Annotated in this window: 9 protein-coding genes; 1 reads left to right on the top strand and 8 read right to left on the bottom strand. The window is 38.7% G+C overall.

Translation table 11 applies throughout. The annotated features are described in order from the left end of the window. Positions 1-98: 98 nt before the first annotated feature. The 6 genes from V7K53_RS12890 to V7K53_RS12865 all read right to left on the bottom strand — a co-directional run bounded on the left by V7K53_RS12890 (position 99) and on the right by V7K53_RS12865 (position 11,271). Entirely contained in the window at positions 99-2,096 is a 1,998-nt protein-coding gene (locus tag V7K53_RS12890; protein WP_335197888.1) for a GAF domain-containing sensor histidine kinase, read from the bottom strand. Between the two features lie 200 nt (positions 2,097-2,296). After that, on the bottom strand, positions 2,297-4,684 hold the full coding sequence (locus tag V7K53_RS12885; protein WP_335197887.1) for a dynamin-like GTPase family protein: 2,388 nt from the start codon (positions 4,682-4,684) through the stop codon (positions 2,297-2,299). Positions 4,685-5,261: 577 nt separating this feature from the next. Then, positions 5,262-6,245 (bottom strand): polysaccharide deacetylase family protein, encoded by a 984-nt coding sequence (locus tag V7K53_RS12880; protein ID WP_335197886.1) that lies wholly within the window; start codon positions 6,243-6,245, stop codon positions 5,262-5,264. A 470-nt stretch (positions 6,246-6,715) separates the two neighbouring features. Next, complete coding sequence (locus V7K53_RS12875; protein WP_335197885.1) at positions 6,716-7,600, bottom strand: aspartoacylase; 885 nt, start codon at positions 7,598-7,600, stop codon at positions 6,716-6,718. Beyond that, complete coding sequence (locus V7K53_RS12870) at positions 7,597-8,652, bottom strand: glutathione S-transferase family protein (protein ID WP_335197884.1); 1,056 nt, start codon at positions 8,650-8,652, stop codon at positions 7,597-7,599. The genes V7K53_RS12875 and V7K53_RS12870 overlap by 4 nt, the downstream gene beginning before the upstream one ends. A gap of 162 nt (positions 8,653-8,814) precedes the next feature. Then, a complete protein-coding gene (locus tag V7K53_RS12865) occupies positions 8,815-11,271 on the bottom strand; it encodes a BsuBI/PstI family type II restriction endonuclease (protein WP_335197883.1) in 2,457 nt (818 codons plus the stop codon). Between the two features lie 243 nt (positions 11,272-11,514). On the opposite strand from V7K53_RS12865, the gene V7K53_RS12860 reads away from it, so the two are divergent. Then, positions 11,515-12,492 carry a 2-hydroxyacid dehydrogenase gene (locus V7K53_RS12860; protein WP_335197882.1) on the top strand — a complete coding sequence of 326 codons (978 nt, stop codon included), beginning with the start codon at positions 11,515-11,517 and terminating at the stop codon, positions 12,490-12,492. 50 nt (positions 12,493-12,542) lie between these two features. Here V7K53_RS12860 and V7K53_RS12855 read toward each other — a convergent pair whose 3' ends face one another. Both V7K53_RS12855 and V7K53_RS12850 read right to left on the bottom strand, forming a co-directional pair. Continuing rightward, positions 12,543-14,270: a ShlB/FhaC/HecB family hemolysin secretion/activation protein gene (locus V7K53_RS12855; RefSeq protein WP_335197881.1), complete on the bottom strand. Its 1,728-nt coding sequence runs from the start codon at positions 14,268-14,270 to the stop codon at positions 12,543-12,545. Between the two features lie 313 nt (positions 14,271-14,583). Beyond that, positions 14,584-14,949 carry a hypothetical protein gene (locus tag V7K53_RS12850; RefSeq protein ID WP_335197880.1) on the bottom strand — a complete coding sequence of 122 codons (366 nt, stop codon included), beginning with the start codon at positions 14,947-14,949 and terminating at the stop codon, positions 14,584-14,586. Positions 14,950-15,030: the final 81 nt, after the last annotated feature.

Raw genomic sequence — 15,030 nt, 5'->3', positions numbered from 1 at the left:
AGTATCTAGTTTTGTTGTACAGAGTCGTTATGGTAAGTTTAAATCATTAGTCTTCTTGCATAAATCAAAAGTCAGAACCCCAAAGAGCCAAAGCGATGTTATTGCTGACTACTTAAAATCTGAATAGGAATTTCAATTTGGAATTCCGTTCCCTGACCTAATGCAGAGAAACAACTGAGCTTACCCTGGTGCTTTTCAACAACAATCTGATAACTGATTGATAAACCTAAACCAGTTCCTCGACCAACAGGTTTAGTAGTGAAGAAAGGATCGAAAATATGTTCCTGAATTTCTGAATTCATCCCAAAACCATTATCTTTGATACTAATCAAAACCATCTCTTTGTCTATGAGTGAAGTTTTAATTTGAATAGTTGGTGTCTGATTTGTAGACTGCCAATGTTTCAGATTCTCCTTTAAGGCATAAATCGCGTTATTGAGAATATTCATAAAAACCTGATTTAGCTGGTTGGCATAACACTTAGCTTTCGGGAGTTTACCATACTCTTTAACTATCTGGATATCAGGTAAATTATTAGGTAGTGTCAACTGATGATTCAGAATCATTAATGTATTATCTATACCTTCATGAATATCTACAGACTTCATTTTTGCTTCATCTAGTCGTGAGAAGTTTCGTAAGCCAAGAACAATTTCTGTGATTCGCTCACTACCTACAGTCATAGATGCCATTAGCTTAGGTAGATCGTCACACAAGTACTCTAAATCAATAGTTTTTATTTTGGCTGCTATGGTGGGATTTAACTGGGGATATTGCTCTTGATAAACTGCAATTAAATCTAGTAAATCATTGATATATCGATTTGCATATTCGAGATTACCAGCAATAAAACTAATGGGATTATTAATTTCATGGGCAACACCTGCTACCATTTGTCCTAAACTCGACATTTTTTCACTGTGAACTAGTTGAGCTTGTGTCTGTTGTAAGTCAAGTAAAGCTTTTCTTAATTCAGATGTTCGTTCTGCAACTTTTCGTTCTAACTCGTTGTTAGCCATTTGCAAAGCTTCTGCGGCTCTGACGGTTTCTGTTGCAATACTGGCAATATGGGTGGCTGTTTTGAGAATTTCTAAATGATGCGGAGTAGGATGACAAGGAAATTTATGAGATATAGCAAATGTTCCTAAAACTTCACCAGTTTGTGAAGTAAAAGGTGATGACCAACAAGCTCTAATATTGTAACTTAGAGCAAAATCTCGAAAATCAGCCCATAAAACATCATTGGCAATATCAGTTGCAAATACTGAATCTCCTCTATAAGCAGCAGTACCACAAGAACCACAACATTCACCAATCATCAAACCATCAACACCTTTAGCATATTCTTGGGGTAAAGTTGGTGCCGCTCCTCCCCGCAGTCGGTGATTTTCTCGATCTACAACTAAAATTGAGCAATATGCTTCTGGTAATTCTTGCTCTAGCAAAATACAAAGGTTATTAAAAATTTCATATAGGTTAACCCCAAATGTCACTTGTTCTAAAATTTGGCTTTGGGTGTACATTAACGCTTCTGAACGCTTGCGTTCAATCGCTGTTGCTAAAATATGAGTTATGGATTGTAAAAAATGAATATCGTCTGGAGAAAAATTCCTCGCCTCGGTAGCATATACTTCTAGCAAACCTAAAGGTTTACTCGCACCAGGAATTAGCACACTCAATCCAGCAACACTATCTGAAGGAGAAGGAATAGTTAATTCATCTATTTGACAATAGGATGTGTTGATCTGAATAATTGGCTGAGTATTCTCCAATAACTTCTGTACTTGCTGATTAGTTATGATATTAATCTCAGAAGAGTCTGTTTGTAACGAGTTCTCTCCAATGCTAGCTACTTTACGTAAAGAATGACTATCTGAAAGTACTTGCCAAATTCGACTATATTTTATATCTAATATTTGAGCTACTAAAACAACTGTATCTTGGAACAAATATGACAATTCAATCCCTGATAGTGCTTTTTGTCCTAGTGCATTCACTGCGGATTGATAGCTGAAATTCATTGATAAATTATCGGCTTTATACCAGTTCTTGTTTGATTCAGTTGTTTTACTTGATGCCTCTAAATGTAAGTTCATAAACAAAAATAATTTTATATGTGTATCTAATACTCTCCTAAAAAAGGTTTAAATTCAACTCGATATTAATAAATTTAAGAAAATAGAATTTTTATAAATCAAAGATAAAGTAGGGGGGTAGATAAAATATATTTAAATTGTTAAATATATTTCCCCCTACGTATTTACTCGTAATTTATTTCCAGAATTAAGCTGGATTTCTATATAAAATCTGTATTACCAATTACAGGCAAAAGATTGTCATATAATTGCATCGCCTGTAAACAAGTATTAATACTAGATGCTGCTGAATTATATGCTGCAATATTTTCTTCAACAATATTTAATAATTGCCGATTATTCGCAATTTTTTCTTTAGCTTCTTGTTCTAATGTTTTCTCCAAATAAGCACGCGCCTGTGGGTATTGCTGCAAAATCTCATCTGATTGCTGATTTGCCATTGGTATCAATTGAGTTTTCAATGTTTGATTAATGGTTTGACGGAAAGATTTACGAATAGTATGAGAAACTTTTGGTTCAAAATCTAACTTCAATAACTGCCTAATTGCTGGTTCTGCTTCCACGATACTTTCAGCGTCGTAACCTTGAGAAGTTTGTGATAAAGTTTGGCGAAATTGATATATAGAAAAAGTGCCTTCATCGTAAAATCTAGGGCTTTCTCGCACAAAGCGATCGCACTCTACACTAGCTGCACTTACTAATGCTTGAGTAACTACTTTTTCTAAATTCCCGATCTCTTGTTCAATGCCACCATCATTATCTAATAAACGATACAGTTGGCGATAATATTCTGACTTGCGAATCTTTTCAATCAACCGCTGGAAATAATTTGCAACTACTTGCTGAGAAGATTCAATCAAAATATCTTCTAATTGATTTGCTAAGTAATAAAATGCCTCTACTAAAATAGCAATCAAAGGTGCGGTAGCATTTCGAGGATGGCTAATGGTTGCACGTCGATAAGCATAAGCTACAGAAAAAGTATCTAGCAATTCATCTAAGCGGCGAATCATTCGTGATTGCAATTGCTTAAAATCTGCTTCAAAAGCATCACAAGAATTATTAATTACATGGTTAACTTCTTCTGTGATATGCTCGCTAAATTCTCTCCCAATTTGCTGGAGTTGCTGATTTAGGCGTTGTAACTCTTGCGCCTTCATCGTCTCAATTTCTTGGGGCTGACTATCTAAATCGCGTTGGATACTCTGATAATGTTTTTTGAGCTTAATACAAACATCTTCCAAATCATCAGCAAGATTTTTAAATAATTGTGGACGCTTTTCTTCGGTAAGATAACGAGTAATAGCTGTGCGAAATTCTTCAGTTCCACTATCTTGAATTAACTGTTCTATCAGTTCATTTCCCCACTCTCCCAGAATCCGCACATAATTTTGATTTGGAGTTTCAAAGCCGTTCACAGAGACACGGAATTTACTGGAAGATAGCTTTCCTGAATTTACACAGTAGTTGTTAAACGCATAGACAAATTGTGGAGTTTCTTCTTTACCATCTAAACCTTTAATACTTTCTGCAAAAACTGAATCTAAACCAAATCTATCTTGTGAGCTTGTCTGTTTAATCTGACTGCCATAAAATCCTAATAATCCACTGGTTTTATAAACCTTCCTGGAATTGGCAAATTGCCCACTAATTAAATCGTCTAATCGTTGCCGTAGCTGAGTATTATACCAAGTTTCATCGATCCGGTTGAAGACATAGAAAACGCGATCGCGTACTCCTCCATTCTCCCGCATTAATTCCAAAAGTTCGGTTTCTTCTTTTGTCATATCACCCGCTGAAGCAGGTTTTAGCACGCACACCACCGCCGAAGTATCAGGATGTTGAATTTTGGCATAAGTTAGTTGGGCATCTTTCTCTACTGGCGCATCTATACCAGGTGTGTCAATAATTACATTACCATCTTGTAGCAAAGGATGATTGCAGTAATATTCTATTCGCTTCAACACGGCACTATTACTACCACGACGGGCATATCCAGCTGCTTCCTTAAGATTGGAAAAGTTAAATTGCTCCATTGAATATGTAGCATTGTTAACCGTGTTGATGCGATCGCTATTTGCTATATATCCCTCTAGCAACAACATTAACGCCTTCGCCTGTTTTGCACGTTCTGATTTACTCTCACCACCCTCCTGTTGAATAATCGCTTCAGAACCTTGACGTAGCAGGTTAATTACCTCAGCTTGGTTAATATTAGTGACTGTCTGAAATCCTAGTTGCTGACACAAAGAAACTGCTTGTTCTCGAATCTCTGCTTCACTTAAAAACGTCAAAACAACACGTTCTTTATCTACTTCTGCATACTCGATTTTGCATTCCGTACCTGTAGCGTGTCCCTCTGCACTGTAGAGTAATTCCCTTTCTAATAGTGCATTAATTAGCATTGATTTCCCAGCACTAAAAGCACCTGCAAAGACAATTTCAAACTTCGGAGAAATCGCTTTAATTAAAGAAGTTCGTACAGGTGTAATATCTTGGGAACGTAGCGTTGGTTCTTGTTGTAAAAGTTGTAATATAAATTCAACCCGATCTTTCAAATCTTGGCACTGAAGCGGTAAATCTGACATATTCAGCATCCTGACAATATTTCTCTATATATTAGTAATATTTATTGTCTTGATGGTTCAGTAAATTTCCTGAGAATTATATGTGGTTTATCCCTGAAGATTTATAATATAATACGGTTTTGTTAAATATTATTGGTGTAGATAATTTGTTTTTCAAGACGCGATAAATCGCGTCTCTACATGAGGGTTTTGTTGCTCGTTAGGAACTGTATCGATTTATAATAATTTCATTATCTATTCTATTAGCTTGTCAGATACTGTGCTTAAACCAAATATGGATGGACAAGTTAGTATCTAGGCAGAAATAAATGTAAAGTTTGTAGTAAGGACTTTAGTCCTGATAATCCTTGCTCTGAGCGATAAATCGCTCACTACAAACTAAGAGTTTATTTTATATTTAATTATGTCTACTTACTTTCTAGCTATTACCTTAACTGCTTATGGCGATAGCTAGAATCGTATTCGTGCTTTGGAAGCGGGTTTTTAGACTCATTTATTGAAACCAGTCTCAAGAGCAAAACTAGTTGAATTTGCCGCTAATTTATTTGCTGCTTGTAATTGGTAATAAATTGTATTTTTACCTCTTTTGAGGCACTAACACAGGCAGTTTACGTTCATCGGCTGCAAATTTAGCGTGTTGTCCAACAGTCAAAACATTAAACTGACTGGATATAATTTCTAAACTTTTGTTCACTATTGCCAGCTTTTTGTAGGTGGGAACACTCATACCAGGAAAAAATGAGAGTTCTGGCACATCTTCTTGACTTACAAAGTCTGTAGGATGGAGTAGCAAAGAAGGCTGGACGCGTGTAACTTTACACAGCCACAGAGCTATTCGCAGATACAGTAACGCCACTTCCGAAGAAAATGTACTCAGAAACATTATGTAACTGAAGTGAATTGGCACTTTAAAAATTGGCATGGTGGTAACGGGAATCTCAGTCAGCCTATCCTTATCTAGTTGCCACTTGTAAGGTTTTAGAGGTTGCAAACCCTCTTTAAAACCACCAAACAGCGCTTCCCGTTTTTTACGTTCTTCCTTGCTCAATTTACAAGTTATTAAATAATATGCTCGTGCTATGGGGCCCAAAAATGTGGGAAAAGTTGAAGCATCATATTCGTATCCCCGTCGTGCTAAAACTTTCAATACTGCTGGAGAAAAACTGTATCCTGGCCCCCGGAAGCCGATAGGATGTTGATGAGTGACGCGCTTGATATGTTCTTCGGCAAGGGCCACCTCTTCTTCAATCTCATTCTCTGAATACAGATGTAGCCAAGGATCGTGATAGAATGAATGGTTGCCAATTTCGTGACCGGCGCTAGCGATCGCTTGTATTGCTTTGGTATTCTTTTCTAGTGCTGCATCCTGACCGACAATGAATACTGTGATTGTCAAATCCCATTGCTTGAGAATATCTAAGAAACGAGGTACTGCGATATCCAGGTAAGAAGGATAAGTCTCCCAACCCGGAGCGCCCTGATTTTTTAAATAAGACCAAATATTATCCAAATCTAAAGAAAGACTGGCTATTGGTTTGTTTCCTTTTTGCTTTGTTTTCATTATGAGTTAAATTATTTGAACAATTTTAAGCGTCAATTATAGTCTAAGGTTTGGACTTTATTGGTCATGCTCTGACTGGTTCCCAGCCTCCAGGCTGGGAACAAGACGACACAAGCCTTTGGGCTTTTCTCATACCAATTTTCTATGAAGATGCGCTAAACCATCTTTAAGTAGAAGAAAGAAGAAAGAAAAACGAACCGCATACTCCTACGGAGAAGCAAGCTACGCGTTAGCGTCTCCCCTTGGGAGAAGGACGCAAAGAAATAAAGAAAGAAGTTAAAAGGGTTTGGCGCAGCCTCACAAAGAAATAGTATTAGTCCCATTCCTTCATAACACAAGTACTTTCGTTCGCAACACAAGTCTGTTTTGAGCCTTTGAGGAAATAAAAAACAGCTTTTTTTTTTCGAGAGGGGTTGGGGGGATTAAAAGTCTGTGGAGCCACTCTAAAAGACTTGTGTTTGATCCACATTTTAGATGTTGATTTGCTGCCTTTGGGTTAAACACATGGCAATTCCCTTTTCGTAGTAAGCTGCCTCATTAATAAAAATTGGCCAAACAGTAGATGCACCTTCATAAACAATTGTTTTATCGTCAAAAGTTATAAAGATTGGATCTCCTGGGTTCAAGGCTTGATAATCCTTATCCTGAAGCTCTGGATGAATCATCCCAAAGATTGTACCATCAGATTTTTTTGGGTAGTCTACAACTGATAAATGGTCATAGAGAATCAAGGTTTCATTTTTTGATGGAATTTTACCCTGGTTAAACTGTTCTAAGTAGTCCAGAAGGGCGCGAACAAGTTCCTCTGTTTGTTGGAACAGCGTTGCTTTTAAGATACCTTGGGCAATTGGGCCAACCTCGAACGCAAAACCTAATTCGCACAGAGAATTTACAAATGGGTTTTCTGCAATTGATTTAAAAGAACAGCGATAAACCCTAACTAAAGGATTAATCTGGCTCAGATAAGCAGCCAATTTTAAATTTAAGGGATGACTATTATCAAGAATAATTGTCAGACCCATATTAGCTGTACTGCTGTGCAAGTCTAAGATGAAATCGGCTTGTTTATCCCCATTTGATGCTAGAGTATCCTGAATTAATTTAGCTTGCAAATCTTCGTAACTATTCAAAGTCGGATCTTGTAAATCTTGCTTGAGAAAACAGCGATTTAAATCTTTCTCTACATATCGTCTCCCGGCGGCAAAAGCATGAGGATTTGCTAACAGGGTGACTGTCTCAAAACTCGATTTAGTAATTAAATCGGGAAACTGGGCAAATTTTTGGACTAGGTAGGCTCCTGTAAATTCATTGCCATGAGTTCCACCGACAATTGCAACTCGATTAATCTGGTTCATGAAGCATTCACTTTGCCAATGCGATCGCGATCGTGTGGTTGATTAAGATAAGACATATCAGGGCCATTGGGAATAATTCCGCCGGGATTGAGTGGAAATAGGTTTCCGTAGTAGTCCCGCTTCACAGTTTCTACGTCGCAAGTGTCAGCCACACCCGGAAGCTGATACAAATCGCGTAGATAAGCTCCGAGATTTTGATAGTCTCGAATTCGCTGCCGATTGCATTTAAACAGCCCATAGTAGGCACTATCAAACCGGAATAATGTCGTGAATAACCGCACATCTGCAAGTGTCAGATGTTTACCGCAGAGATAGCGATTAGTCTGCAATGCAAGCTCAATCTCATCGAGAGTTGCGAACAGTTCATTACAAGCTTGATTGTATGCTTCCTGAGTCTGGGCAAAGCCACAGCGATACACACCGTTATTTACCGCGTGATAAATCTTTTCATTCCACCAGTCAATTTTCTCTTTAAGTTCTTCTGGGTAAAGATTTAGCGTCGGATTGTTGGCGAACTCGTTAAACTCAGAATTCAGCATGACGATAATCTCTGAACTCTCATTATTGACGATCGCTTTTGTTTGGTTATCCCATAGTACTGGCACTGTAGAGCGTCCACTGTAGCCGGGTTCTGCCTTTTGATAAAATTCAGCCAGTGTGCAACAACCTTCTTCTTCTTCGTTGAATATCCAACCACCTTCAACGGGAGAAGGAGATACTATACAAACTGATATTACCGCGTCGAGTTTTTTTAGCGATCGCACTACCAAAGTTCGATGCGCCCAAGGACAGCCCAGCCCAACATAGAGTTTGTAGCGCCCCGTTGCTGGTGGGTATGGATTCCCTTCTTCTGTACCAATGAACTTGCGAAACTGGCTATTAGGACGAATATATGCTCCCGACTGATTGCGAGGAGCAAGATTTGACATCATTATCTGCCACAGAGTCGTCCAAACAAACTTTCCTAGCCAGATAAGCAGTTTGGGAGGAAGCGACTTACCTTTCTTCTTGGGGAGCTTTTTCTCGTCATCCATTAGAGTTGAGTTAGTCATGGCGACAATTTTGCTTTGGGAGCGATCGACGTACCTTCAGATTTCTTACTTTAACTCTACTACGCTTTGCATGAACTATTGGATCTATATGACAATATTGTGATACCGATATTGCTTTAAAGACAACTTATAAGCTAGCGATCGCTTATTTTCAATAATAGTTTATTCAGTATCAGAATCTCTATCTACTTGGTAAGCCTGTAATAAATATTCTCCATTGAAGTGAATGAGATGAGTAGAATCTTCCGCAACCCAAACATCAGTTTCCCAAGCAATCTCAGCCAAATACTCCACCATCGCTTTTCTACTTAAAAAAGTTGTCACCATTACAAGAGGGATTTTTATATCAGTAAAGATAACTTCAAGTTCTTTCTTCCGTTTAGGGTTAATTGGCCCATGAGAAGTTACAGCTTCAATTAAAACTAACCAATCATTTTTTAGATGATGAATAATCACATCAGGCATTTTACCATGAGAATCGATAGTAACACCTAAATCTCTCAATGCCACTTCATTAAAATGCGCGAATTTTTCATCTGTATCACCAACATAAATCAGTTTTCCTCCAGGTATAAAACGTTCTGCAAACTCCTTAATAATCTTTTCGATCAGAATATTCTGTCCACCTGGCGATAGAGTTTTCACCTCTCCTTCAATCACTATCGGAATACGTGATAGTTCCCGCTCCTGAGCATATCGTTTTTTCAAAGTTTCAACTGAAGCCAAGTAAGTATGAATGCTCTTTTTCCATTCAGTAGTTCCATAAGTACGTAATAGTTCAAGCGCACTTTCTTCAATCTGATATACTGTTTTCGGACTGTTAACAGGGCGTTCAGGTGCATCTGGATTTACAATTATCAAAGCTGCATCTAAGAATTGATGGACTGTTTGGCGGCGAACAGTTTCCCGTGTATTAGGTTTATATGTTTTGCCATAGTGCAGTGCCATAAATTCCATCGTTGGCGTAATTCCCATTAGGGGAGATGCAGCAGTTTCCCAAGGATCTGTTGGCTTTAAGTTAAGTAGAGCCAGCAGGGTTAAGGCTGAACGCTCATTAAGTTGTGCCCGTGGAAGCCCAAGTTCAATTAAAATTTGTAGTGCTTCATCAATACGGGTTTTAATTATTAAGGGGTTGTTTTCAGACTGATTGCTCATACTCAGTAACTCTTTTTGCAGAAGTTCATCAATTTCTTTCTGTGATGGAAAATGCTCAGTAATATATAGCCCTACAGTCATTAGTTGTGCTATGGTCGGATATTTTAAATTTCGTAAATCGGTTGCATTAACCTGAGTATGTCCATTAAACAACCGAAAAAATGCGTCAACGAGGCTAGAGTTAAGATAAGCAGCAAGACCACGTGCTAGGGTAAGATTAATTCCTCTTCCATTGTTGTGAAAATAATTCAGGTGATTTTCAAAACCTACCCAAGAACAATTAATTTGGTTGGCATCATATACAACGGCAACAACTCGTTTTTTTTCCTCTTTTGAGGAGAATCTTTTAGTCAAAACATAATGTTCATTGGGTACTAAAAGAGATACAGTTTCTTCTGCATATACCAGAGCTTGGTGTTTTTTCGTTACTTTGGGATACTCAACGTATCCTTCTGCAAAATTCAATGGATAAATCAAGGGAACAGTGTCTTCTTTTGGCATTAAACACAGATATTCTTTAGCACGAAAATCTACAACCCTTCCAGTTGATACAGTTAATTCTAAGTCTCTTAATGTGCAGGTAAAATTAGCCATTTTTTTAATGACCTGCTGACTTAGTGTATCGGGGATAATGTGGATAAATTGTTGCGAGTCGTTGGGAAGAACTATCTCTGTATAAGCTAAGGAATTGGACAGAATGAAATCATCATCAGCATTTGAACTTGTACTGATGATTACATTGTCAAATTTTAGTTTTTGTTTAACAGCATGAATAATAATTGTTTCCTGCAAAACTTCATCATCACTAAAAGCTTCCTGTCTGGATTCAAAAAGATGTATCTGGTCTAAAGCCATGATTTCCAAAAACATTCTGCGGAAGTCTCTAAAATATGGCCCATTACAGAAACTACGCGGCGAAATAGCTACAAGCTCTCCTCTTGATTCAAGAAGCTGAACGGTAGCAGCGATAAAACCTGTATATAGATTGCTGGTTTCCAATCCTATAGAACGTAACAAATTACGAACTTTAGAATGAGCGTTAATTTTGAAATATGGGGGATTGAGAATAGCGTGGGTAAATCTGCAAGTGTCAGGATTATCGAACAAACTAGGGCCAATAAGTCTGACTGCATCCTCAATAAAATCCGTATCTCGGATCTCATAGTTTAAAGAGATGCCAGCTATTTGACATTCTCGATCGCATAATTTCAATGTCTGATGCAAATACCCAATCAGAAAAGGATCGATTTCATAGGCAACAATATCTAAATTAGCTGGACGTTTTTGGCTGTGACAAAGTTTAGCTACAAAGGCTGCAAGTAATGAGCCAACTCCTGCTCCAGCATCAAGTAAAGATATTTGAGGAAGATCGAGTTTGCCAAACATCCCAACCATTAATTCTGCTACTGGAGCAGGTGTCAAAAATTGGCCCAGTTTTCCTTTTTGCTTTTGATCCTGTTTCAAGCTTGCAGCAATCCTCAGAAGGTCTACTTCACCGAGTAAGTTTCTGGCAGAACATTTTGACAAGCTTTTGAATTCCAACGGCTTGTGATGATTGTCTCTAGACTCTCTAGTGCTTGATTGGAAAATCACGGCTCATTTTCACAGAATAAAAACCAACTTTATCAGGTTTTGAATTTACGCCATGATATTTTAAGGAGAACTGATGCAAGAAGCGTCCCTTTATCCAAAAATCATTTTAAAACTATGCTTCAGGCTAAAGTCTTCGTCACTCGTCGCCTACCCATCGAATTAGAGCAACTGCGATCGCTCGCTACTGTCGAAGTTTGGCCAGAACGCCAACCCCCTCCATACGAAATTTTACTAGAAAAAGTCAAGGAAATAGATGGATTGCTATGTCTGCTGACTGACCAAATCGATCGCCAACTCATTGAGTCAGGGAAACTCAAAGTCATCAGTCAAATGGCGGTGGGTTACGATAACATTGACATTGCCGCCGCTACAGCACGACAAATTCCCGTCGGTAATACTCCTGGGGTGTTAACCAATGCTACCGCAGATTTCGCCTGGGCATTACTAATGGCAGCTGCACGGCGCGTAGTGGAGGCAGATCGGTTTACCCGTGCAGGTTTGTGGCAGACTTGGGAACCAGATTTGTTATTGGGGCCAAATGTTACGGGTGCAACCTTGGGAATTGTTGGGTTCGGGCGAATTGGTCAAGCGATCGCTCGTCGTGCCAAAGGGTTTGAAATGCGGATTTTGTATACGAGTAGGCAACGATGCAGCTCGGAATTAGAACAATCTTTAGGTGTGGAGTTTGCTACGTTAGAACACTTACTACAAGAATCAGATTTTGTGACACTGCACACACCATCGGCTGATGATACTTATCATTTAATTAGCGATCGCCAATTTGAATTGATGAAGCGATCGGCTGTTTTGATTAACACGGCGCGGGGAACTATTGTAGATCCAGATTCTCTGTACCGTGCCCTTGCAAGTGGTCAAATTGCTGCTGCGGCTATCGATGTCACCGAACCAGAACCGATTCCTAGTAACAGCCTGTTGTTAACCTTAGAAAATCTAATTATTGCACCTCATATCGGCAGTGCCAGCCGTCAAACGCGCTCAAAAATGGCAACAATGGCGATCGCTAACTTAATCGCGGGATTGAGGGGCGATCGTTTGGCTAATTGTGTCAATCCTGAAATTTATAATTCATAAATTCACGCCTGATGTGAATTATAAACGCCCTTAATCTAGAAATGTCGCTTTTAAAAAGGCTGATATCGCACTGAAAAATTAAAGCCATTCTCTTGCAGCGAACTACCGCGATCGCTTGTGCCCATTAATGGTATACCATAGTCTGCACGCAATACCAAACCGTTAAAAGGTTGCCAGTTCAAGCCCAACCCCAAGCTAGCAATGGTTTGTGGGTCGGCATTAATACCGCGATTATTCCAAGCTGTACCGATGTCAAAAAATGGAATTAGCTGTAATGTCTCCACATTTGAAGCCAGGGGAATCCGAACTTCCACACCTCCAACTACCCCATTGTCAGCCACAATTTGATTTTGATCGTAACCGCGCACTGTATCAACTCCGCCAATGCTAATTTTTTCCAACGAAAGTAAGGAATCAGGAGTAAGTTGAGTGTTAACTTTGGCTAACATCAAGATGCGGGGAGATAGGCGTTGTACCCATTGAAATTGTCCCACCCAGGAGAAAAAGCGCCCATCAGTACCACTATCGTTAACGGTTGCGTCAATTGCATCAATCCCAAAACTAAATTGCGATCGCGCCGCTAGAACACTGTTAGCATTACGTTGTAACCAATCTTGAGAAAAGCGGATTACCGTAACTCTTGATTCCCCATCTTCGGGCCCTTCTGTAAAGGAGAAGGGGATATCATTCAGGATGTAGGTTTGACTGCGCCGTAAATCGAATGCTAAACCCAAAGCAAATTCTCTGTTTGGCGTGTGGATTAGCGGTTGACGGACGTTAAAAGAAAGGGTTTCGGCTTCGCTACGGATATTTAAGTCACGAAATTCGCTTTCAATAATGCGGCTAGCGCTGTTGCTGTAGCGGACACCAATGGTTCCATCTAAGGCGTTAAAGGGAATAGAATAATTGATATTGTAAATATCTAAACCTTCGCTACCAGCATATTCAGCACTAAATTTATCCCCAAATCCTAATAAATTATCGTGAGCAAGAAAAACACTCCCTTGTTCTGAGCCGACGCTAGTTGATTGGTTATTTGCAAAAGTAACTCCAAGGTGGAATGGTGGCGATTCGGTAATAGTCACCTGTAAAATATTATTTCCGGGAGTGCTACCTGCGGTTAATTCAGCATTAACTCGTTGAATTACCGGGTCAAGTTGTAATAATTGTAGTGCTTGTTCGAGGCTTTTTTGATTTAAAGGCTTACCTGCAAGCCGTTTAATCCGGGAACGCACATACCCAGGCTGCAATCTTTGTAACCCTAAAATGGAAATTCCTTCGAGTTCGCCTTCCACAACTTGAATTTGCACGACACCGCTAGCGACATTTTGATTGTTAGAAATAAATGCACCACTGGTGATGTAGCCATTATCAACATAGAGTTTAGTGATTTGCGATCGCAGTTGCAATAACTGCTCAAAGGTGATGTTTTTATTTTCTAAAGGCTGTTTTAACTTAATGATTTCATCTTTTAAAACAGAATAGCCTGTGACTTGAATTTCTTTAACAAAGAACTTTTCACCGCTAGGAAAGATGGTATCGGGTAGATTTTCCTGTGGGGGTGATGGGAGTATGGGAACAGTTGGTGTCGGTGGTGTCGGCGGAAAAGTTGGTGTTGGTGATGGTTGGGGTTGAGTTTCTTCAACTTTCCCCGGTGTATCGGGGGGAATTATGACTCCTGGTGGGGGTGTCGATTGTGCAAATACTGCAAGTGGAGTGATGCTGATGCAGGTAAGTAATATGAAAAAAAGCTTTGGAAACCGAAAGTATGAACTCATTGTTGATATATGATATGTAAAATTTGTAAAAGATAAGGTCTAAATTTTTGCAAGTCACTATAGAGTATCTGAGAGGATAAAATACCCAGATATCCAACTTATGTTTAATAATTAATCAAGCAGACATGATGCTATATCATGTCTATATCAATAATTAATCAAGCAGACATGATGTTAGTATATTCTCTAAAATTGTGTTCCCAGGCTGAAATCTGGGACAGGATATTATTATTTAATTAAAATACCATAATAGTTTTCTTGATGATTGCATAAAAGTGCAAATCATCAAGAAACGATTTGGAAATCTTTAAGATTATTGATGGTCGCCTCCATGACCATAAAAAGTTATTCCATAGGTACTGCAAAGATCGGCCTGACGCATGACATCATAAGTACCATCGCTATAAATGGCTTTGACATCATAGGTACAATGATTACTCTTATTGCCAAAAGTAACGGTGTCAGATGAACCGTTAACAATATCTGAATTGAGAATATTGCTACCCCAATATTTGGATTTTGTTGAGGATACATACAATTGAGTTATTTCTAATTCATTGTTGTTGTAAACTAAAAAATCGCGCTCGTCTGCAAGAGCATTTTGGCTAGTTAATGGTACTATTGGTAATGCCAAAGTTGTTGCTAAAAGTGTGTTGCGAAATAGTTTGGAAAACATCATAAACCTCTGAATCTGAGTGAATAAAAATTACGAGATTTTTATCAGCAACGGTTAATCAATGATGGTTTTGGTTGTTTTTCG

It is taken from the genome of Nostoc sp. (assembly GCF_036917355.1).
Lineage (GTDB): Bacteria > Cyanobacteriota > Cyanobacteriia > Cyanobacteriales > Nostocaceae > Nostoc.
Note: the sequence above shows the minus strand (reverse complement) of the source record. Positions and strands in the feature narration are given on the sequence as shown.